General features: G+C 43.2%; 20 protein-coding genes and 2 pseudogenes. 15 read left to right on the top strand and 7 right to left on the bottom strand.

Translation table 11 applies throughout. The annotated features are described in order from the left end of the window. Window positions 1–158: 158 nt before the first annotated feature. Both R3P39_RS08600 and R3P39_RS08595 read right to left on the bottom strand, forming a co-directional pair. Complete coding sequence (locus R3P39_RS08600; protein WP_336566923.1) at window positions 159–1,901, bottom strand: hypothetical protein; 1,743 nt, start codon at window positions 1,899–1,901, stop codon at window positions 159–161. 177 nt (window positions 1,902–2,078) lie between these two features. Then, a pseudogene (locus R3P39_RS08595) lies at window positions 2,079–2,274 on the bottom strand (integrase core domain-containing protein); the annotation flags it as partial. A gap of 925 nt (window positions 2,275–3,199) precedes the next feature. On the opposite strand from R3P39_RS08595, the gene R3P39_RS08590 reads away from it, so the two are divergent. Next, the gene (locus R3P39_RS08590; RefSeq protein WP_336566922.1) at window positions 3,200–3,433 is read left to right on the top strand and encodes a hypothetical protein; all 234 of its coding nucleotides are present in this window, start codon (window positions 3,200–3,202) and stop codon (window positions 3,431–3,433) included. 36 nt (window positions 3,434–3,469) lie between these two features. Continuing rightward, the gene (locus R3P39_RS08585) at window positions 3,470–3,919 is read left to right on the top strand and encodes a hypothetical protein (protein WP_336566920.1); all 450 of its coding nucleotides are present in this window, start codon (window positions 3,470–3,472) and stop codon (window positions 3,917–3,919) included. A gap of 177 nt (window positions 3,920–4,096) precedes the next feature. On the opposite strand, the pseudogene R3P39_RS08580 reads toward R3P39_RS08585, so the two are convergent. Beyond that, window positions 4,097–4,375, bottom strand: a pseudogene (locus R3P39_RS08580) (IS110 family transposase); the annotation flags it as partial. A gap of 136 nt (window positions 4,376–4,511) precedes the next feature. Here R3P39_RS08580 and R3P39_RS08575 point away from each other — a divergent pair. From R3P39_RS08575 to R3P39_RS08560, 4 genes are all read left to right on the top strand, one after another. Continuing rightward, window positions 4,512–5,375, top strand: a complete 864-nt coding sequence (locus R3P39_RS08575) for an alpha/beta fold hydrolase (RefSeq protein WP_336566918.1) — start codon at window positions 4,512–4,514, stop codon at window positions 5,373–5,375. Window positions 5,376–5,505: 130 nt separating this feature from the next. Continuing rightward, window positions 5,506–6,381, top strand: a complete 876-nt coding sequence (locus R3P39_RS08570; RefSeq protein WP_336566917.1) for an alpha/beta hydrolase — start codon at window positions 5,506–5,508, stop codon at window positions 6,379–6,381. A gap of 230 nt (window positions 6,382–6,611) precedes the next feature. Continuing rightward, window positions 6,612–7,070: a nuclear transport factor 2 family protein gene (locus R3P39_RS08565; protein WP_336566915.1), complete on the top strand. Its 459-nt coding sequence runs from the start codon at window positions 6,612–6,614 to the stop codon at window positions 7,068–7,070. Window positions 7,071–7,170: 100 nt separating this feature from the next. Further along, a complete protein-coding gene (locus tag R3P39_RS08560; protein ID WP_336566913.1) occupies window positions 7,171–7,524 on the top strand; it encodes a hypothetical protein in 354 nt (117 codons plus the stop codon). 279 nt (window positions 7,525–7,803) lie between these two features. On the opposite strand, the gene R3P39_RS08555 is transcribed toward R3P39_RS08560, so the two are convergent. Both R3P39_RS08555 and R3P39_RS08550 read right to left on the bottom strand, forming a co-directional pair. Continuing rightward, window positions 7,804–9,081 carry an HlyC/CorC family transporter gene (locus tag R3P39_RS08555; RefSeq protein WP_336566912.1) on the bottom strand — a complete coding sequence of 426 codons (1,278 nt, stop codon included), beginning with the start codon at window positions 9,079–9,081 and terminating at the stop codon, window positions 7,804–7,806. 74 nt (window positions 9,082–9,155) lie between these two features. Then, window positions 9,156–9,962 carry a cytochrome C assembly family protein gene (locus R3P39_RS08550; protein WP_336566911.1) on the bottom strand — a complete coding sequence of 269 codons (807 nt, stop codon included), beginning with the start codon at window positions 9,960–9,962 and terminating at the stop codon, window positions 9,156–9,158. A 200-nt stretch (window positions 9,963–10,162) separates the two neighbouring features. On the opposite strand from R3P39_RS08550, the gene ffh reads away from it, so the two are divergent. From ffh to R3P39_RS08510, 8 genes are all read left to right on the top strand, one after another. Continuing rightward, window positions 10,163–11,536 (top strand): signal recognition particle protein, encoded by a 1,374-nt coding sequence (ffh, locus tag R3P39_RS08545; RefSeq protein WP_336566910.1) that lies wholly within the window; start codon window positions 10,163–10,165, stop codon window positions 11,534–11,536. A gap of 243 nt (window positions 11,537–11,779) precedes the next feature. Beyond that, window positions 11,780–12,028 carry a 30S ribosomal protein S16 gene (gene rpsP, locus R3P39_RS08540; RefSeq protein WP_336566909.1) on the top strand — a complete coding sequence of 83 codons (249 nt, stop codon included), beginning with the start codon at window positions 11,780–11,782 and terminating at the stop codon, window positions 12,026–12,028. Between the two features lie 17 nt (window positions 12,029–12,045). Beyond that, complete coding sequence (gene rimM / locus R3P39_RS08535; RefSeq protein ID WP_336566908.1) at window positions 12,046–12,579, top strand: ribosome maturation factor RimM; 534 nt, start codon at window positions 12,046–12,048, stop codon at window positions 12,577–12,579. Continuing rightward, window positions 12,579–13,346 carry a tRNA (guanosine(37)-N1)-methyltransferase TrmD gene (gene trmD, locus R3P39_RS08530; RefSeq protein WP_336566906.1) on the top strand — a complete coding sequence of 256 codons (768 nt, stop codon included), beginning with the start codon at window positions 12,579–12,581 and terminating at the stop codon, window positions 13,344–13,346. The genes rimM and trmD overlap by 1 nt, the downstream gene beginning before the upstream one ends. Window positions 13,347–13,379: 33 nt before the next feature. Then, window positions 13,380–13,739 (top strand): 50S ribosomal protein L19, encoded by a 360-nt coding sequence (rplS, locus tag R3P39_RS08525; protein WP_336566905.1) that lies wholly within the window; start codon window positions 13,380–13,382, stop codon window positions 13,737–13,739. 230 nt (window positions 13,740–13,969) lie between these two features. Beyond that, window positions 13,970–15,109, top strand: a complete 1,140-nt coding sequence (gene tyrA / locus R3P39_RS08520) for a bifunctional chorismate mutase/prephenate dehydrogenase (protein WP_336566904.1) — start codon at window positions 13,970–13,972, stop codon at window positions 15,107–15,109. 195 nt (window positions 15,110–15,304) lie between these two features. Beyond that, entirely contained in the window at window positions 15,305–15,601 is a 297-nt protein-coding gene (locus tag R3P39_RS08515) for a hypothetical protein (RefSeq protein ID WP_336566903.1), read from the top strand. 224 nt (window positions 15,602–15,825) lie between these two features. After that, on the top strand, window positions 15,826–17,172 hold the full coding sequence (locus R3P39_RS08510; protein WP_336566902.1) for a DUF2254 domain-containing protein: 1,347 nt from the start codon (window positions 15,826–15,828) through the stop codon (window positions 17,170–17,172). 297 nt (window positions 17,173–17,469) lie between these two features. On the opposite strand, the gene R3P39_RS08505 is transcribed toward R3P39_RS08510, so the two are convergent. Continuing rightward, on the bottom strand, window positions 17,470–18,690 hold the full coding sequence (locus R3P39_RS08505; RefSeq protein WP_336566900.1) for a S41 family peptidase: 1,221 nt from the start codon (window positions 18,688–18,690) through the stop codon (window positions 17,470–17,472). A gap of 151 nt (window positions 18,691–18,841) precedes the next feature. On the opposite strand from R3P39_RS08505, the gene R3P39_RS08500 reads away from it, so the two are divergent. Further along, window positions 18,842–20,905, top strand: a complete 2,064-nt coding sequence (locus R3P39_RS08500; RefSeq protein ID WP_336566899.1) for a winged helix-turn-helix domain-containing protein — start codon at window positions 18,842–18,844, stop codon at window positions 20,903–20,905. Between the two features lie 213 nt (window positions 20,906–21,118). On the opposite strand, the gene R3P39_RS08495 is transcribed toward R3P39_RS08500, so the two are convergent. After that, window positions 21,119–21,976: a sugar phosphate isomerase/epimerase family protein gene (locus R3P39_RS08495; RefSeq protein WP_336566898.1), complete on the bottom strand. Its 858-nt coding sequence runs from the start codon at window positions 21,974–21,976 to the stop codon at window positions 21,119–21,121. Window positions 21,977–22,033: the final 57 nt, after the last annotated feature.

Genomic DNA, 22,033 nt, shown 5'->3' with positions numbered 1-22,033 from the left:
GACACTCAGCTAACTTACAGTTGGACAAAAATGTGTTAGAGACTAAGGGCTGCTTTGTTGCAATAGCCGCCCTTAAGAACGATTTTATGCCTCATCTTAAGGTAAGCTAATTTTTCTAATGGGTTAATGATTCGCTTGTTTAAAAGAAAGCTGATGAGCTATATCGCACTCGTTATCCCAATATCATCCAAGATGATAGATACATCTTGCTTCGGTTCAAAAATCAAGACTAGTTCTAATTCGCTTTCGGCACTGACTGGCTTATTTAACTCAATAGGGAGCGTAAAGGTTTGCAAAACTGGCTCCGTCGGCGCATATCTCACACCATCTTTTTCCAATTCAGAGAAGTCAGAAATTAATAAAGGAGAGACACTGCCAGATGCGGCCAAACTTTTTTTAAGTACGACACCAAACTTATCAAGTAGCTCTACTCTGGTATCAGATAACAAATTGTATGATCCACATTCTTCGCTTTCTCCTGAATCAGCTCTAGCCAGTGAGAAACTTAGGTAGGGTTTTCCTTCGTGATTTTGATGAAATAGCTCAGCTTCTGAAAGCTTAATGCTCAACCGTGTTTCAACTTGTTTCTTAAGTTGAACTTTTAATACATTATTAGAAGTTTTAGTCCCGTTTCTTAGGCGCTCAGAGTCTATACTGATTGGCATTTTTGTTAACGCTTTACCGAATAAAGCTTTAACGGCACTTTCCTGTTTAGCTTCATTTTCAAAATCTTCTATAACTTTGAAATCAGATCCTATATGACGGCCGATATAAATATCTTCAGGAAGACCAAACTGACCAGCTAAAGGTTGTCTAAAAATTTTTCGATACGCTTTTTTGTTCGCCAATGTAGCTTCCAAAAAAGCAGAAACAAACACTTTAGTTAACTTCTCCTGTTGTTTGGGTGTTAATAGCTTTGAATAAAAATCATTGCTGCCTCCCCAGTGGTAATCATCAGACATATCTTGATTAAAGTTTATGTGGTTAGCACGATAAATATAAATGGACTGCTTTATGAAGTCTTTATCATCATCGAAGTGAGTTCGATGCCATTGTCGGCTGCCAAGAAACTGGTAAACATCTGCATCATGGCCTCCTTGTAACACTAAATAGTTAACATTTTTCAGGATATTTCTTCCATCAGCATGTTGATATTGCCCGTCCATTGGAGCTAATGCGACAATGGTTTTAATGTTAAAACCAAACTCTGTTGATTCAGTACTATCTGGTAAAGTCTTCCATTGATTAAATGATGCAGCTAAAGCAACAGCCTCACCACCTCTAGACATGCCTATTAAAGCGATATTCTCTAAATCTAGTTTGTTATAAAAAGCGTGACCTTGCTTAGCATTCCATTTTTTCAGCAGTTTAATATGTTCAAGCAGTATCCAGCCTCGGGCACCATTTTCACCCCATAAACCATTCAAATAAGTTTGATCTACTTGCACAACAAAGTGCCCTCGGCTGGCGAGTAACTCACCCAGATAATCAAACCCTGGCGCAGAATTTCCATGGACTAATAATACCAACGGCAGTGGTTGGGCTCCCAGCGGAAGCCAAACTTTAGCCTGCAAAGGTAAATTACTACTTTTAAATTCGTGGTAAGCATTGTCCTCATATCCTTGGTTGCGAGAATAGTCGGAAAGAAAGCTAGGTAAGCTCACGTTTGGAGCAATGACATCAGGTTTTGATATAGCAAATAAAAATGGTCGTTCACCATAATTCATTACTTTGTACTTATGGTCGCCCTGTTCGGCAGGGTTTGGTAACCCCGTAAACGGACTATTTGACTGGCTATATCTCTCAATAACACAATCTAAAACATCAGAAGCTAATGTCGAAAACGAGGTGGTAATTATAGATAGAATGGCACAAAAGTACCAAAAACGAGTGAGCATCAAAATTGTCCCTAATGTTAAAATTTAGCACGTGGCATTGTATAGCAAATTGATCTTGCTATTAAAAAATACAACTTTTTTATAATTATGCTCTTTGAGACGCAACTAACTCAAGAAAGGTTTAAATCAGTGTTGAATGAAAGCCTTAACGTTGTGTAATCCCCCCATTTTAAACAGCAGTTATTCATAGGGTAAATGAACCGCTTGCGTTAAATGTTTGGGCGGAATGCCGCGAATGGCCGTATTCGGCTTTTCGCTGTTATAAGTCCAAAGTCACTCGCTAGGCCTGCTCAACGCTATCGAACATATGTAAATCCAGCCACTAGTGACGAGCTGCTCGGTTAAAACGCTCGATGTCAGCATTCTGAGTTGGCTTGATTAAAGGATCGATTCTGAGGCAAGAAAATCTTGTCAATTACAACGAACTCGCTTCCTGCTATTTATTTAATAATGACAGCACCTTTTTGCGTCAGTGTATTGGCTCAGTTGTCCTCCTGACGGGGTTCTACGCCCGTCCATGGTCGCCGACTGACTTTTCTTTGCTTGCCCAAAGTAAAGTAAGCAAAAGAAAGGGCGCTCCCAGCATCACACTAATACCAGCTTGTTTAATTAAAGGGTCGATTCTGAGGCAAGTAAACCTTGTCAATAACACCGCTCCCGCGTCCTGCTACCGCCAAGGTACCTACATCCATGTAGGCAAGGCAAAAGTTTTGCAATTTGGTGGTGCCAAATAAGAAACTTTTAACGCAGTTAGTGGCAGGTTTACTTGCCTCAGAATCGAGCATGTATTAAGCCAAGCTGGTATCGCCCTCAAGTAACCAGCCAAATTTAACGTTACCAGCATGTAAGGGCCGTCCCTGGCCCTGACATGCTTTTTCGCGCTTCCCTGCGCGAAATAGGTTAATTGGCTGCTGACTTGAGGGTGTGATGAGGGAGGAGGGTGTTGCTACTGGTTGTTGTGTTATTTCTGTTAGCTATTTTATTGCTGGTAGGGCTGAAGGTAGTAACAGTGATAATTTTGCTGTGACTTCGTTTATTGGTTTCATTATCTTCGTGATAGGTTTCAGGCCTGTCCTTGGCCCTGATATGCTTTTTCGCGCTTCCCTGCGCGAAATAAGTTAATTAGCTGCTGACTTGAGGGTGTGATGAGGGAGGAAAAGTTGCTGAAAGTATCCGCATTTAGCAAATAAGTTAGTGGCTGATATAAACGAACAATACACAAACGAATGCATTATTAGTTAGAGATACTGAATGAAAGCAAGTGGTTAACCTGCTTAATTGTTCAGGGTAGGCATGACTGTGTGTATAAAAATATCATTGCTTATCGGGCTAAATTTAGGTGTAATAGGGACAAAATAAACACTGAGCTGTGCAGTGAAAGCTTAGATAAAAATAGGTTAGCTGATCAAACCAACTGGTTTGGCTGGTACCTAAAAAAGCCTCCTGTAGCACAAGTAACACCAACTCTGACACACCCAGCTGGTAGCGGCTCAATTCAACAATTGATTATGCAATATAAACAGCGTGTCGCATAAATACTTAAATGCTAGGCATTTATAAGGAAATAAACCATGAAATATGTTTTTTTAACGCTTATCCTTTTACTCGCTGGTTGCTCGTCCACAACTTCGCACACGACATCTTCGTTCTCAGATCCTATGGAAATAATAAAGGCCGCTGCGGAGTCAGCGCCCAAAGGTGTTTCTGGGCAATACGCACTTCAAATCGTTGCTACTGGCAGCCAAGGGCAATATGTCTATTTGAATACAGAAAAAGACTACCGCGACCAGCGATCAATAACCGTCGCTTTACACCCAAAAGTAATTGCACAATTATCAGCTAAGTATGGAATGGCACCACAGGAGTACCTTGTAAACAAAGCCATAGTCGTCAATGGTAAAGCTCAGCGAGTAAAAATTGTGCTTCTATCAGGTGGTAAGCCTACCGGTAAATATTACTACCAAACACACATAAGGCTAATGGATATATCGCAACTGCAAGTTGTGGATGAGCATGCCTAACAACCCAGTCGACACACTCACTGAGTTTGCTGGGACGCATACACGCGGTGGCTGCGCAACTATGCCTACATGTCTGTGCCAGTTATTAGAATGCTCTAGCTCTGGCCAGATTCACACTTCCTAAGGTTAACTACTACGTTATTCACGTATAGCTTGCTTTCCATACGTTACTTGCCCAGGAATGAGAGAAGGCGCAACCACATAGCAGCAATGACCAAGGCTAGTGATCAACCGATAAATCCAGTAACCGCAGGGGCCAGCTTCATAGACAAAGTGAAGCGTTGCAGCAGGGTATTTAGATTCAAAATGACGAACGAGTTTTTTAACGGCTATTTTAGATGATGGTGCTCTACCAAAGTGCACAGGTTGTGCGCCTCGGTAGCCTTCAATATAGGCTACTTCATTGAATTCTTTATGTGTATCAAGTCCGATAAAAAGTATGCTATGTTTGTTCATGCTAGCCTCTGCTGCTTAGTTATTTGACAAACTAATTATGGCTTTGGCTTTGAATTCAGCTAACCCACGAAAAAGCGGAGGCTAGTCCCGTGTGGGAGTCATTATGTCTAAGCCTTACCACAAGAACGGAGTCAATATGAAGTTAATTTTACTACTTTCAATTTTTATAAGTTTTGCAACACTAGCTAAAGAATCAGAATTAAAACCTACTAAGTCAGGTTTGTACGATGTTGGTGGGTTTAAACTTTACTTGGAGTGTTATGGAACTGAGAAACCGAACCTTGTTATTGAATCTGGTTTTGGTCTCTGGGGCTCTGACGGTATTTGGCTAGAAAACATAAAACGCTTAAAGAATGATTTTAGTGTGTGCTTATACGATCGTGCTGGCCTTGGAAAGAGTGAAAAAGGCCCTGTTCCATTTACAGTAAATGATATGTCTCGAAGGCTACGCAACTTATTACAAGCTGCAAATGTTAAAGCCCCTTATTATTTTGCAGGCCATTCGTATGGATCATATATTATAAACTCATATAACAATCAGTTTCCAAAAGAGGTGCTTGGAGTGGTGTTAATTGATCCGCCTACTTTCGGCTACTTTTATACAATGGGAACACGTTGGCCAAAAGAATTTAATACAGATAATAAGAAATTACTGCGCCAGATGAACTTTGAGCTAACTGTACACGATCCTTTATTTGAAAAGGTACCGGAAAAAGTAGATCACATGAAAAGTTATGAAGAATTAAAGAATGCTTCAACCTTTGGATCAAAACCTATAATTACAGTACGCTCAAAAAACACAGGAAAACGTTACGACGCACCTTTTGTCCCAGACGATATTGCAAAGAAAATGGATGATCTTGATAGTCAAGCTGATAGTTATTTCAAGAGTTTGTCAAAAAATAGCCAAGTTGTATATTCGGAGTCAGAAAAGCACTTCTTGCATATTCATGACAGTGACTTGGTTGTAAAAAGTATTAAGGAACTCGTAAATAAATGAGGCTCGACAAATTACTAAAGCTCGTTCGTAAACTCACAGGAACAATTAGCTGTTGGCTTGGTGCTTCGCGCAAGTATAGCCAACAATCAATTGCACCTTAGCAAGCGTTATATTTTGAAAGGAAGATTTGGTGAAAATTCCACCTAAGCTAATATTTACTTCATTACTTGCAATACTGTTTGTAGTTGGGACTTCTGTTTCTTTATCGAGATATTTTGAGCACTACACTTCTGAGTTCATCGATCATGATATTTATTCAGAGTTTCTTTCAGAAGAAAGAAGGGTGTTTGTTCGTTTGCCAAAGGGATACGATAGTCAAAAAAGTTATCCGTTAATCATAAAATCAGACGGTAATTTTAACTTAAGTCGTTGGCATGAAACCGTTACAACGCAGTCTGAAAAAAAGCTAATAGAAGATTCCGTTATTGTCTCAATCCCTAACCTGTTCTGGACAGATACAAGAAATAGAGATTTAGTACCCCCCTACGCCAGAAAAGATGTTCAAATAGAAGCTAGGCCCAGTACGGAAAACTCCCCAGAAATTTTTGGTAAAGCTGATTTATTTTTATCTTTTATCGAAAAAGAATTAATCCCTTTTATAGAAAATAAGTACTCAATTAATGATAACCGAGTACTTAGTGGTTTCTCTGCTGGTGGAAGCTTCGTACTATATACAATAGTTACTAAACCTGAATTGTTTACTGGTTATTTTGCGTTTAGCCCCGCAGCTTGGTACGACAACTCAGTTGTTGTTCAGGAGTTTAATAACGGTTTATCTAAACTTAGTGAAAAACCTTTATTTTTATATTTAAGCATTGGTGGTAACGAAAACGAGATTATCACAGGTTCATTCAAAGGTTTATTATCAGCAATAGAATTAAATGCACCTATAAATTTCAATCATGCATTCCATTACAACGAAAATTCAGGCCATTCTGATAATCCGTATTATTCAGTGCCAAAAGCCTTGCTGGCATATTATGAATTTAGAAAAAACAAAATATAAAAAATAAGGATGGGTCGCGCGAAGCCGCAACCTTATCCAAGTGATGAACAAGCTCTGCGTCGTTTTGTGATTCTTCTATATAGAAAACAGCGATGTAAAAGCCTTGGGTGGTGCGTGATTGGCTGTCGCTTTTATTTTAAATGGGTTAAGTTAGCCTTTGGCGTATTTCACTAATTTTAACCAACGATTTTTTGCCTGTTAGCTGGGCATTATGTCTTTTGGAGGAAACCATGAAAATAATAAGAAAACTTGTGTTGGCTCTATCGTTATTCTCTGGGTCGGTTTCAGCGCAGGTGGAACCGGCTTTTGAGCCAGTTATGGCGCTATTTTCCGCAATGTCGGAAATTGACCACTCAGGTATGAGGGCGGCGGTAACGGATAAATTCGAACTCCTTGAAAATGGAGAAGTTTGGGGTATTGATGAGCTTGTCTCTGTTGTCGCTCTAAGTGAATACAAGAGAGAAAATTTCTTTAGTCTAATCTCTTCTGATGTGAGAGAAGATATCGCGCTTATAAATTACTGGAATAAAGCCGTATTTTCGTCAAAAAAATCCACGCAGAATGTTGCGTGGCTAGAAAGTGTGGTGGTAGTCAAGGACAACGGAAGCTGGCGCCTGCGGCAGATGCACTCTACACGTGTTAACGAGGAAAGGATTCCGGATTCTGTAGCATTTACCGAGATGCGCTAAAATATAACAAGCGGTTATAATCGCCGCGAAATACGCGGCTGGGACGGCTTACGCTATGCTCCAGCCGCCCCCTAAAAAGGGCGTTATGCCAAGGAGAGTCATGAGTTATAGAAAGGTTTATTTGCCAATTAAAGTGTTAGCTTTATTATCTTTTGTTTCTATTGCCATTAAGTATTGGGGGCCAAGTGAGGTAGGCTTTTACTTGTTGCTATCGCCATATGCAGTTTTATACTTTTTGGCTAATGATAATAACTATCGAAATATCAAGTTAACCATTATTAGAAGTACTCCGGCTGTACTCACCTTTCTTTCAGTACCCGTTTTGTTGTTTGGTATAGAGTCGGATGCTCAAGCTGGGATAGGGATAATGTTTGGTCTTATTATTCAGCTAGCATCGATTAGTGCAGCGGAGTTAATTATTCTATTTTTTCTAAATGAAGAAAACAGCATATAACAAGCTGTTAAACAAGGTCAAAGTACAGTTGGCCTTTGCTCCCTCGTGGCATATTCTAGCCAACTATATTGTGCCCATTAACGGGGGCGTTGAACTCATCCGCTACGCGGTGCGCCCGGCACATAGTTGCTGTTAATGTCAGATTTACGCTTCTATCTGTGAGAAGTGCACTAAGGCTTGGTTTGTAGGTTGTTGCGTGACCACTTCTACAGCAAGGCTGGCAGATATTAAGTGATATCTATCTAGATAAGGCGAGCCTAACGAGCTCGCCTTATAGTGTTAGCTGTGTTTTGTTGCCTCAACTTCAGGGGAGACCTTGACCTGCTTAATCATGTTCTCTTTGATCTCAACCACTTCCATACGGTAGTTGTCGACACGTAAGCTTAGCGGGGCGTCGGGGATGTCTTCGAGGTACTCGACAATCAGGCCACTTAGGGTTTTCGGGCCTTCGGTGGGTAAGTCCCAATCCATTTCTTTGTTTAAGTCGCGAATGTTGACACTGCCTTCGACCATTACTGTGCCGTCGTGTTGCATGTTCACTTCTTCACTGGGTGGGCGCGTTTGTGTGGTGGTGAAATCACCCACTACTTCTTCCAGAATGTCTTCCAGCGTCACTAAGCCTTGAATATCGCCGTACTCATCGACCACTAAGCCGATGCGCTCTTTGGCTTCTTGAAACTTGATTAGCTGGGTATTCAGCGAGGTGTTTTCTGGAACAAAGTAGATCTCGCGTACGGCTCTAAGCAAAGACGGTTTATCAAACTGCTCTTTGGTTAACAGTCGTAATGCATCACGGGCATGGATAAAGCCTACGGCATCATCAATTTGGTCGCGATACAAAAGCACACGGGTGTGCTGAGCATTGGTTAATTGACGGGCAATGTCTTTCCACTCGTCGTTAATATCAATGGCGTTAATTTCGTTACGGGGGATCATAATGTCTTCAACGGTGACATGGTCAAGATCCAAAATCGAGGTCAGCATATTTTGGTGGTTCGAAGGCAGCATGGCGCTGGATTCGTTCACCACGGTTTTTAATTCTTCTTTACTAAGACTATGGGCTTCGATTTCTTGTGGCGAAATACCCACAAGGCGCAGCATGCCATTGGTGATCCAGTTGGTGGCGATCACCAGTGGATAAAGCACTTTCAACAGGGCTTTTAATATCACTGAGCTGGGGAAAGCAACTTTCTCTGGATAGAGCGCGGCCAAGGTTTTAGGAGTCACTTCGGCAAAAATAAGCACCACTAAGGTTAAACCAAACGTCGCGACAGCAATACCCATATCACCGTATAAACGCAAACCTATGATGGTTGCGACCTGGGCTGCGGCGATATTAACGAGGTTATTACCTATGAGGATCAGGCCTATAAGCCTGTCTGGTCGTGTGAGCAGTTTACTGACACGCTTCGCGCCACGATGGTTCTCTTTCTCGAGATGACGTAGACGAATACGGTTGATTGACATGATACCGGTTTCTGAACTCGAGAAATAAGCCGACATCAAGATGAGCACGCCTAAAATAATAAACAAGGCGCTGGTCGATATGTCTTCCAACAGTGATTCCCTTTTTTTCTTACGAAAGCGTATTAAGCTTTAGTGACTGGCGATAGTCAAGTTAAAGTTAAACTTTAAAACCGGCCTAATACCACTTCTTGTATGAAACGGCTGCCAAAATACCCCAAAGTGACGATAACAGAAGCGCTAATAATAGCAATGACTACCGGCTTGCCACGCCAGCCAAATTGTTTATGGCCTAGGGCAACGGTAGCATAAATTAACCAAGCGACAATGGATAAAATGGTTTTGTGTATGGCTTCTTTAGCAAACATGCCATCGAGGAACAAAAAGCCAGAGGCAAGCGCCATGGTTAGCAGCCCAGTGCCGACAAAAAGCAACTGATAAAGCTGACGCTCTACCACCATTAGCGGCGGTAAATGGCTGGTCATAATGGCCAAATCCCGTTGTTTCAGGCGCTTATCAATAAACATAAATTGAATGGCGTATAAGGTCGAAATAATCAGTACGCAGTAGGCCAGTAAAGAAAGCGAAATATGAATAACCAAGCCTAAGTCAACGTTAATGCTGGTCATCACAATATGATGGGGGATAAATAAGCTGGCCAGTAATAAGATGGCGGCAAAGCCATACACCACTGGAAGCAGTAAGGTGGCAGGAAAGCGCAATGACACTGTGGTCACCGAGACCACAATCACCCAGCAAGTGAGCAGGGCGACGTTTACCGTGCTGAGATCTTGACCCTGCTGAGTAAACACCGAATTCACCAGCACCAGCATATGCGTTAATATCGCGATGGTGCTTAAAATCAGTGTCTTCTTTTGATTTGGGCCCTGTTTGTCAAATAAGCGCGACAACACATGGCTGGTGGCCATGGTGTAAAAAAGACAGGCGATTAGTGACAAGCTGATGATCATCATAGAGTAAAGTGCCTAATTTTTATTTTCCTTTTAACGCTATTGTATTTAAAGCCTAGGCAATTGCATAGGCTTTTATAGCATTCAGCCGGCTTATTACTGGCGAATAAGGGAAAAAGACACGCCGATTCTGCTTGAATACTGTATTAGTGGCACTCATATCAGTATAATGCCCGACAATTTCGAGATTTTGGAACCGATACATGTTTGAAAACCTCCAGGAGCGTTTAGGAAAGACGCTTAAAAATATCAGCGGCCGTGGCCGTTTGACCGAAGACAATATCAAAGAAACGCTACGTGAAGTGCGCATGGCATTGCTAGAAGCCGATGTTGCTTTACCGGTAGTGCGTGATTTTGTTAAGCAAGTAAAAGCAAGAGCGGTTGGCACTGAAGTAACTAAGAGCCTGAGCCCCGGTCAGGTTTTCATTAAGATTGTTCGTGAAGAACTTGAAAAGGCCATGGGTGAAGCCAATGAAGAGCTGAACCTAAACGCCCAGCCGCCAGCGGTGGTGATGGTAGCCGGTCTGCAAGGTGCGGGTAAAACCACCAGTATTGGTAAACTGGCCAAATACCTAAAAGAACGCAAAAAGAAATCGGTATTGGTGGTCAGTGCCGACGTCTATCGCCCCGCGGCGATTAAGCAGCTAGAAACCCTAGCAGGCGAAGTGGATGTTGACTTTTTCCCCAGTGATACCTCACAAAAGCCGGTCGACATTGCCAATGGCGCCATCGCCCATGCTAAGAAGAAGTTCATCGATGTAGTATTAGTGGATACCGCAGGTCGTTTGCACGTTGATGCCAACATGATGGATGAGATCAAAGACCTTCACAGTGCCATTAATCCCATTGAAACCTTGTTTGTGGTTGACTCCATGACCGGTCAGGATGCTGCTAACACGGCCAAGGCCTTCGATGAAGCGCTGCCATTAAGCGGTGTCATCTTAACCAAAACCGACGGTGATGCCCGCGGTGGTGCGGCGCTTTCAATTCGTCATATTACTGGCAAACCGATTAAGTTTATTGGTGTTGGTGAAAAAACCGATGCCCTAGAGCCATTCCACCCAGACCGAGTTGCCTCGCGAATTCTAGGTATGGGCGATGTGCTGTCGCTTATCGAAGAAGTCGAAATGAAAGTCGACAAAGACAAAGCCCAGAAAGTGGCTGAGAAAGTCTTTAAAGGCAATGGCTTTACCTTAGAAGACTTCGCCGAACAATTACGGCAGATGAAAAACATGGGCGGAATGATGTCGATGTTAGATAAGCTGCCGGGCATGTCGAACTTACCGGATGCGGTGAAAGGTCAGGTCAACGACAAAACCTTTACCCAAATGGAAGCCATCATCAACTCCATGACGCCGAAAGAACGTGCTCGTCCGGAGATCATCAAGGGCTCACGGAAAAAGCGTATTGCGGCGGGTTCTGGTACTCAGGTACAGGATATCAATAAACTGCTGAAGCAGTTCACCCAGATGCAAAAGATGATGAAGAAAATGAAAGGCAAAGGCGGCATGCAAAAAATGATGCGTGGCATGAAAGGCATGATGCCACCAGGTATGGGCGGCGGGCCGAAGTTTTAAGGCAGAACCCCTATTGCTGCAAGAATAAATAAAGCGAGCCTCGGCTCGCTTTATTGTTATAGCGCTATAATTTATGGCTCCATAACAAAGCGGCGCTGTTTGGCTATACTCTCTATCTTGATTATTTTGGGTAAAGTCAATTGGCGCTTGCATTGCGCTGAAAAATGCGTACAATGCCCGAGCTTCCCGTAGTGGGAAGTACAAACTTATTAATGAAAACAGTCAATCTATATAGAGGACGGTATGGTAACTATTCGTTTGCAACGTGGCGGCGCTAAAAAGCGTCCATTCTATCAAATTGTGGTTGCGGATAGCCGTTTCTCGCGTGACGGTCGTTTCATCGAGAAAGTAGGTTTCTTTAACCCGATTGCTAAAGGTCAAGAAGAGAAAGTACGTTTAGATCTAGCCCGTGTTGAGCACTGGGTAGGTCAAGGCGCTGCTCTTTCAGATCGCGTAGCGAAGCTAGTTAAAGACGCTCGTAAAGCGGCTTAATAGGCGTAAGTGTAACCATGAGTCAAAGTAAAACCTCGACAATCGTTGTTGGTAAGCTTGGTGCTCCTTATGGCATCAAGGGTTGGCTTAAGGTGCATTCATTTACTGACGATCCCCAAGGGATCTTCGATTTCAGCCCATGGTTGATAGGGCAACAAGGTAAATGGCAAAACCTTGAAGTGAGCGACTGGCGTCGTCACAACAAGGGATATATCGCTAAATTTGCAGAGGTAAACGACAGAGATCAAGCAATGGCTTTCACCAACGCTGAAATCGCTGTAGATGCCGAGCAGCTTCCTGAATTACCTGAAGGGGAGTTTTATTGGCGAGATCTCATCGGCATGGCGGTTGTAACCACTAAAGGTTACGACTTAGGCATAGTTGATGACTTGATGGAGACTGGCTCAAATGACGTTTTGGTTGTGAAAGCAAACAAAAAAGATGCATTTGGCCAATCGGAACGGTTGATTCCATTTTTGACAGACGATGTCATTGTGGCCGTTGACCATGACGAGAGAAAAATTACGGTAGAGTGGGATCCCGCGTTTTAATGAGCGATAAGCAAAAGCTATGGGTTGGAGTGGTATCACTGTTTCCCGACATGTTTAATGCAATCACTCAGCAAGGCGTAACTGGTCGAGCGGTGAAAAACGGCTTGATTGAGTTTAATTGTTGGAACCCCAGAGACTATGCCCTTGATAAGCATAGAACCGTGGATGACCGCCCTTACGGTGGAGGTCCCGGGATGCTAATGATGGTAGAGCCTCTGAAAAAGGCCATTGTTGATGCCAAAGCGGCAGCCGGTGATGGCGCTAAAGTAATTTACATGTCCCCTCAAGGGCGAAAACTAGATCAACAGGGTGCGGCTGAATTGGCGCAGTCTGAAAAATTGATTTTAGTAGCGGGTCGTTATGAAGGTATTGATGAGCGGATCATCGAGTCTTACGTAGATGAAGAATGGTCCATTGGCGATTTTATACTGAGTGGTGGTGAACTGCCTGCCATGACATTAATCGATGCAGTAGCACGGTTAGTGCCAGGGGTGTTAGGTCATAATCAATCAGCAGAGCAAGATTCATTTTCGGATGGCTTGCTGGATTGTCCTCATTATACTCGGCCGGAAACATTGGATGATAAACAGGTGCCTGCTGTATTACTCAGCGGAAACCACCAAGCGATAGCACAGTGGCGCTTAAAGCAGTCACTGGGTAGAACTTGGCTTCGTCGTCCTGACTTGTTGCGTAACCTAGCTCTGACTGAGGAGCAGGCAACATTGCTTGCTGAATTTCAGCAAGAACACAATGACGCTTGTGGCTAGAAGACAGTTACACCTAGGAATGTGAGAAATAAAATGGCAAAAGTAAACCAAAATATTATTAAAGAGCTTGAAGCTGAACAGCTTAAGCAAGACGTACCTGCGTTCGGCGCTGGTGACACAGTTGTTGTACAGGTACGTGTAAAAGAAGGTAACAAAGAGCGTCTACAGGCCTTTGAAGGTGTTGTAATCGCTAAGCGTAACCGTGGCCTACACTCAGCTTTCACAGTTCGTAAAATCTCGAGCGGTGAAGGTGTTGAACGTGTATTCCAAACGCACAGCCCACTTATCAGCAGCATTGCTGTTAAGCGTCGCGGTGCAGTTCGTCGCGCTAAGCTTTACTACCTACGCGAGCGTTCTGGTAAGTCTGCACGTATTAAAGAAAAACTTAACTAATACGTCGCATTTACCAAATGCAGATAAAACAGGCCGCTTTATGCGGCCTGTTTTGGTTTATAGCCATTACCAACCCGCCTCCTTATTTCAACCTATTTATCTCAATCCCTTGCTACGCCTAGCGGCAACAACTATGCTGTTTTTTCAGCAATGCTTGCTTTTAAACCACCACGCTTCTTGATAGACTTACTGTATTATTTAATTTACTAGTGTATAAGTAAGTTTACATCATGTTAGATGGTAAGGATTTAAATACGATTCGCCACGCTATTGATGAATGTGATAGCGAGCTGGTGGCATTATTGGCCAAGCGTAAAGCACTGACCGAGCAGGTTGGTAAAATCAAACAACAAAATGGTGCGCCATTGCATGTGCCTAAGCGCGAAGCTGAGCTTATCCAGGCACGCCGTGAACAAGCCATCGACAATGACGTAAACCCCGATTTAGTCGAAGACATTCTGCGCCGAATGATGCGCGAAGCCTATGAAAACCAACAAGGAGAGTTAGCCTGTGCCGCGCCCGATATGTCACCGGTGGTGATTGTCGGTGGCCAAGGGGCCATGGGTAAGCTGTTCACCAGGCAATTTCAGCGTTCAGGCTACGAAGTACGTAGCCTCGATAAAGACAACCTTGAGCAAGCCGCAACCTTGCTCGCCGATGCCAAACTAGTGTTGGTGAGTGTGCCAATTAACGCGCTAGAGCAAGTGGTTAATGATTTACCGTCGCTACCAGAAGACTGCATTTTAGCTGATATCACCTCGGTTAAGCAGGCGCCCCTGAAAGTACTATTAAATAAACACTCAGGCCCAGTAGTGGGGCTGCATCCCATGTTTGGCCCAGATATTTCTCACTGGGTAAAACAAACTATAGTGGTGTGCCAAGGACGATTCCCAGAGCGTTGCCAAGGGCTTACCGAGCAGCTAAAAATTTGGGGCAGCCAACTGGTGACTATGGATGCCAAAAAACACGACCAATCGATGCAAATTATTCAGGTAATGCGCCACTTAACTACCTTTGTGTATGGTCAGTTTTTAGCGAAACAGTGTCACTCTTTGCAAGAGTTACGAAGCTGCTCTTCGCCCATTTATCAGCTCGAATTAATGATGGTAGGGCGGTTATTTGCGCAATCCCCAGAGCTTTACTCCGACATTATGCTGGCGCAATTCAGTGACGTAGAAGGCCTGCTCGCCAGCTACCAAGACACCTTTGAACAAACCCTGAAAAAACTCGAGCAGGGCGATAAAGCTGGCTTGATCGCTGCGTTCTCCGAGGCGAAGCATTACTTCTCCGACAGCGCCAAGCAGTTTTTAGCGCAAAGCCGTGGGCTACTGAATAAAGCCAATGATGCCAAAGTGTTGGATTACGAGTAATAACCGCCTAATAAGCTGCGAGGATGCCTTTGAGGCCGATTTGGCTGGTTTTTACACGGAAAACGGTTGGTGCATCTATATGCTTGTTTACTTTCAACTTGCCCCATGGGATCCTTATAGGAACAACTATATTATAAAATGATGCTTTTTAGACACTTTGAGAAAAGCGTTTATACATCGCAGTAGGTAAAGATAATGAGCAAGGAAAAACTAGAAGCGCAAACCGTTTTTCAAGACATGCAGAAAAAAGAGGCGTTACTTAAAGAGTTTCGCAACTTAAGGCCAAACAGCAAAACAAATGTAATGCGTTTTGCCAGTACAGTGTTCGTGGTTATTGTTTTAGTTTGGATGTATCCAGAAATTATGGAGCAACCTGTTGTCTACGTTTTGCTCATTCTCATCGTCAGTATTAGTTCGGAAATTCGCAGTGAGAGCAAGCGTATAAATAAACGCATAGACACACTGTATAAATTGATGCAAAGTGATGATTAACAAGGTGTTAAAGGCGCTCCCTACTCATTGCTGGCATACAACCTAACATCCCTTAGGTATCGTTTTTCACGTGTTTAGGTGCGGGCTTACAGCTGACTGTTAGGGAGACAAAGTCATCAGTAAGTGTATGGCACATACCCGCAAGCCAAAAAACTCTGCTCATTCTGCTTACTCTATTGCTCCAGCCTTGCTAGGCTAGGGTATAAAAAGTGACAAGGAAAATCATGTTTACACCTCGAAAGTTGGCAGAAAAGAATCGCGAACTCATTAGCAGCATCGGCTTTTATCCTTCCTTACTGGCTGTCGCTTTTTTTGTCTTGGCATTAATCACCACCGCACTTGAGTACGCCGCGCCTGTGGTGCACTTCAAAGAGTTTATTGCCATAGTGCTCGTTGATAGCGAAGAAAATGCGCGCACCATTTTAAGTGTGTTAATTGCAAGTGTTATCTCATTAACCGTGTTTAGCTTTTCGATGGTGATGATAGTACTTAACAATGCCAGCGCTGGATTGTCGCCAAGGGTGTTGCCGGGCCTTATCACCAGAAAGTCGCACCAGCTAGTGTTGGGGTTTTATCTCGGCAGTATTATTTATGCCATTATCATGTTGATTAATATCCGCAGTGTGGGCAGTGGCGAGATGGCTATTCCGGCGTTAGGGGTACTATTTTCACTGCTCTTTGGACTTATATCTTTGGGTTTCTTTGTGTTTTTTATCCACTCAATCTCACATGCCATCCAAGTCGATAACGTGCTGAACGACCTGTTTAAAAGCACTAAAAATGAGATGCAAAATATCATTAAAAAACAGCAAGAGCAGCCCTTTAACGGCTTCCCCGACTTTTCCAGCTGGCATAACCTGCCCAGCACCAAAGAGGGTTATTTTAAAGGGGTACACAGTGGCAAGTTATGCAATTTGTGCCAGCAGCACGACTTAAAAATTTACATTGCAGTGAAACAAGGGTTCTTTACGGTTAAAGGTTTTCCATTTCTCAAATGCAATAAAGACCTTAGTGAGGACGACGAATTACGTGAGGCATTACTTAGCTGCTTTATTTTTTATGTTGAAGAGTATATCAGCGACCATTACCGCTACGGTTTAACGCAAATCTCAGAGATTGCGGTGAAGGCCATGAGCCCAGGCATTAATGACCCGGGTACGGCGGTAAAAGCAATTGATATGTTGAGTATTTTACTGATCCAGCGGCTAACGATTTGCGACGTTAATTACTCCTTTAAGCACAGCCAAAAGGAGCCACTTCTGTATATTCATGAAGCCTCTTTTGATGAGCTGCTGCACGATAACTTTACCCCGATACGAAATTACGCCAAGGCAGATGGCTACGTCATGGTGAATGTGTTGGAAGCGTTTAAAAATATACTTTTCCGTTCCAGTGACAATCAGCAAGCAACGCAGAGCTTATTTACCTATTTAGAGGCCATTGTCGATGACGTTCGCAGCTCCATCAGCAACCCTTTTGACCGACAGCGGATCATTGAGATGCTCGAAGCGATTGCGAAAATTAAAGGGGAAAGGGGCGAGGCGCTTATTACTCAATTTAAGCAAGAGTAAATGGGTGCATAAGTATCAGACACAATACTTTCTGCATCACTCTGGTTCTTGCTAATTAAAAAGTTCAGACCTAAGACAAGTGCGCCTTACAATTAATCGGGCGAAAAAAGGGAGAGAATTTCACACAACGTGGATGAAACTCTCCCAATAACAACACGGTGATCAGTGTTCTCTTGCCTAAATTGAGCGCGAGATGAAAGCCATGGTTACTATTTCTATCTGCCGTATTGTCATGTCATGACCCAAAGCATCACTAGATTATAGCGGTATTGCTACTGTGTTTTTGATGATTAACACCTAAGGTGTTGCTGTAGTTAGGTTTGTGGTCTTATTGTTCTCAGAAAATATTTGCGTATTGGCAACGGTTAATAGACGTGCCGCAGTATTTAGGCCATCTTCTTGGTATCTTTCAGCGAACCCTGCGACCATAAACGGTTGCATGTGCTTACGATGTAAAATCACCTTAATGGTATCGGTCACTTGCTGTTGTAGTTGTGTCGAATATTCGGTGCTTGCTAATAGTTTGCGCAGCGTATTAAAGTGCTTTTCTCGATACTGCTTGGCTGCTTTTTTTGCTAGCTGATGTGCTTTATTTAACGCATCTGCCGGTTTTGTTTCAATATCAGGCTGTACTCCTGTTGCCTCCCAATTCGATTGCGTGATTGGGCTGTACGAGCGCCTATCTGGCATTAATACCGCAAATCCATTGGGTAATGGCATAAAGCGCGTTGGGTGCGCACCGCCAGCGGTTCTGGCACCAACAATGGTAGCCCGCTTTAGTGCTTGTAGGTTATAACTAAATGCCTCTGCTGCAGAAAAGGTACGTTCACTGGTTAATATGTATAAGGGTACGTCTAGACGTTTGTCACCTTTAATAGGCTCAACTATATGTTCTACCCACTTGTCTTTATGTCTATGGTAAGTTTTACCAATTAGGGTATCTTTGGGTAAAAAATAGCTGGAAAGATAATTTACTGGCTGACCGCCGCCGCCATTTTTTTGCAGGTCGATAATAATGGCATCCGCTGTGCGCAAATAACTCATCAGGCCGTCAACTTGGGGGATTTCTTCGCCACGGAAACCGTCAATTTTTACGTATCCAACATTACCCTCAAGCATTCGAATGTCTTTAAAACCACCATGGCGAAACCGCGAAAGAGCATTAAGGTGGCGGGTGATTAAATCCTCGCGTGGCGAGTCACTGGTGTTTCTGCTGCGCGGCACGACAAACCTAAAGTGTTTATCATTGATGATGGTTTGAATTATTTCTGTGACCGCTTGGGCGTATTCCTTGTCGTCTGAGTATGCTTTACTCATGTTTTTGTGATCCAGCTCGCTTAAGCGCTTTTCCACCTGTTTGGCTTTATCAAGGTAGATATAATGTTCTTTGAGTGCTTTTTGTAGTGCTGAGATGGTTTCATTGCGCATCTGCGATGTCGTTGTTTCATCATTAGCTTTGATTGAAAAAGTCGCCGTGATTATGCAGGCTGTAATAATCAGTGATAGCAGTTTAGCCATTATTTTTCTCATAAGTTCCTCTGTATTATTGCTTTTCATTCACATACACTTTGGAACTTACTTTGGGCCCTAAATAAAGCCATAGAGAAAAGCTACTTTTTTCATTAAGAAAATATGATGATTAATAAAAACAATGTATTAGGTGCTTATCGTGCAGAGTGATATCGCTCAACTGAAGCGAAATTTATTTACCTTTTCTGGTGTGGTAGTAGATGCAAAGCGTGGCGAAATTAGGTGCGGGGAGCATAAAACTGCGCTAGAACCGAAAGTGATGATGGTGCTTTTGTATCTCGCCAGCAACGCAGAGCAGGTTGTTGAGCAAGAGGCGCTATTTAATGCTGTATGGCCACAGTCGCTCTTTAGCCCAAACTCGTTAAGACGTTGTATTGCCACATTGCGAAAAGCACTGAATGACAGAGATAAAACGTTGATCCAAACCCATCCTAAAATTGGTTACAGCCTCAACACGTCAATTGAGTTGCTGCAACCAAGCGCATTACCCCAGCCTATTAAAACTGCGCCTAACAGGCTGAGCTGGGTGGCATTATTAAGTGTTATATTGTTGTTGCTTGTATATTTGGTATTATCACAAAGTCTATCAACCCAACCCGATAACAAGCTACCTCATGTAAAAGAGATGCTCCCTCTCACCGCTACCAATGAGCTTGAGGATAATTTAGCCATTGATAATCATGGCGAATACATGGCGTTTACGCGCACTTTGGGGGATAACAGTCAAACGCTCTGGCTCAAAGAAGTAGCCTCTGGGCATGAAATTGCTCTCAATGTCAGCCATAAAAATATCCGTAGCATTGCATGGTCTAAAACAGATGCGGCACTCTATTACACCGTGAGCACAGAACGAGGCTGGATCATTTACCGTCTGCAGCTTAATTCAACAAAACGGCCATTAACCCCCACCAAAGTGCTTGAAAACCCGGTGAGCAGTTGGATTAGCAAACTGGTAGTTGGCAAGGATGATGCTATCTACTTTATTACTCGCAAAGCGCGAGATCTTATTATTTTTAAAGCGGATACAAAAATGGGTTCATCAGAGCGTGTTGTAACCCCAATTTATAGTTCACCGAAAACCTTTCGACCTTACGACTTAACCCTTGCGCCAAATGGCCTAGTGGTTTCTGGGCAAAATCAACATGAGCAAGGAGCGATAACCGTTTTGAGCTTGTCAGCGACAAAGCTCGGTAAAGTGATTGATACATACACCCTTGATGGACAACAAAGGTACAATATTGAATGGTGGCAAAACTATAACGGGTTTTTGCTTAATAATGGCCGTAAACTGTATTTTCTATCGAGTGATGGCTCCCTGAAACCAGTTGATTTTGAACACAATCAGTTTATTCGTTTTGTTGCCGTTGATTCAGTTAACAATCGCGTTTATCTTGTGTCGTCGCGGTTGGATATGGACTTATTGGCTGTCACTCAAGATCAGCTAAGTCATAAAAAGATTATTGATAGTAATGGTATGGACTACTTTCCAGCGGTTTCGCCGCAAGAGGATCTTATCCTGTTTTATTCCACTCGCTTCAATAAACCGCAGCTGTTTATGCTCGATAGGAAAAATAACTCTCAAAGCCAACTATTTGACAACCCAGATGAATATTTGAATGTAAGCCGTCCATTATGGTGCTCTGATCAAACCTGTTTTGCTTACAGTGTGGGAGGTGAGCTTTACCACTACAGCCTAGAGGATAATACGCAATTTAAAGTCCCCAATATTACCGGGCGTCCTCTAGCGTGGTATCCCGACAACCTACATTTACTAGTTTTAGGCAGAAGTCAGGGGGAAAATGTACTGTATAAAGTTAATTCCCATAACGGCAAGCAATCTGTATTGGCTAAAATTGAGTTTGGTAACCCGTTTATTAGCCAAAACGGTGAGGCCTACCTTGAACAGCAAGGTGCTATCTATCACTTAAAAGAAAATCAAGCGCGTATTAAAGTGGCTGAGCTGGGCGAGATCCAAAGTCGTCGCATTAGTCGCTTTGGTATCTATGTACGCCTAAAACAGCAAGCTGGGTGGCACCACTGGCAGCCTAGCAGCGGCCTAACTCCTCTTTCTATCAGCGTTGAAAATGGCAACCAACTAGCCGCATTTTCCGAGTCTCATGAGTTGGCTATTTTGAGTCAAGAAGCTCGGCAGAAAGATATTTTGAGCTTAGTCTTTAAACAAAATAATACCAATCCGCATTAATACTTGCTCAATTTGAGAGAGCAAACTCGACGCTAACTGCGTTAAAAATCTCTTATTTAGAACAACTAAATAAGAGATTTAACCGCATATTCAGGCCTGCTGAATTTGGGGCGCCTATAGTTGGCATCTTGTTAGTGTGCGGCTCGACTGTCAGGTTGAATAAAGCGCTTATGCTTAAGCCTGACAGTCTCAATTTGGAGCTTTTTTGCAGCGTTATTGCGCACTGAGTATGTTATCTAAATTCGCTTTTGAACGAGCGACGCTTGCCAATGGTGTTAAGCCGCTGGGGTATTCTTCTTGCTCGATCACCAGCCATTGTGTGCCGCCGTGTTGCTGCATGGTTTGAATGAGCGCTTTCCAAGGGTAGTGGTTTTCGCCAATGATGGGGCTTGTGCCGTCACCTTGTTGCGTGCGTATTTTAATATGGGTCGACTCAATTCTCCCGGCATAACGCTTAACGTACTCAGTGGCGGATTTGCCCGCGAAATTCACCCAGCCAACATCGAGCTGCAGTGGCAAGTCGCTTGGGGTATTGGTGGCAATATAATCCCAAAAAGTAGCGTTGCCAAATGGGTTAAACTCCTTTTCATGGTTATGAAAACCGATCTTCATATTGTAACGCTTGGCATTTTGATGCACTTGGTTGAGCTGCTTTACAAAGGCGTGTACTCGGTTTTTATCCCACGCTCTTTCATCCCAAGGAATAAAGAGCGTGGACACGCCTAAGGTTTTGTAAAAGAGTAGGGTGCCTGCAAGCTTATCTTCTGCCAGTGCGTCAAAACCCAAATGGGCACTGCTGGCAACCAGTCCCAGCTCTGCCAGTTTTTGCTTTAACTTACTTGGGTTATCCGCGTAATTGCCAAAGTCTCCGGCAAATTCCACGCCATCAAACCCCATTTTCGCTAGCGTCTCAAGTGTGCCATCAAAATCTTTTGCCAGTTCATCTTTTACCGACCACAGTTGCACGCTAATCGGTAATGATGGCGGCGAGGCCTGTGCATACAGTGGCAGCGCGGCAATAAAAGCGAGTAACAGCATCATTTGTTGAAACAATATAGTTATTCTACACATCGTGTTTTCCTACAACTAAAAAAGCAGAGCTTAACTCTGCTTCGATTGGGATTTGTC

This window comes from Pseudoalteromonas sp. UG3-2 (genome assembly GCF_037120705.1).
Taxonomy (GTDB): domain Bacteria; phylum Pseudomonadota; class Gammaproteobacteria; order Enterobacterales; family Alteromonadaceae; genus Pseudoalteromonas.
The sequence above is the reverse complement of the archived record's forward strand: the minus strand, read 5'-3'. Positions and strand labels throughout refer to the sequence as shown.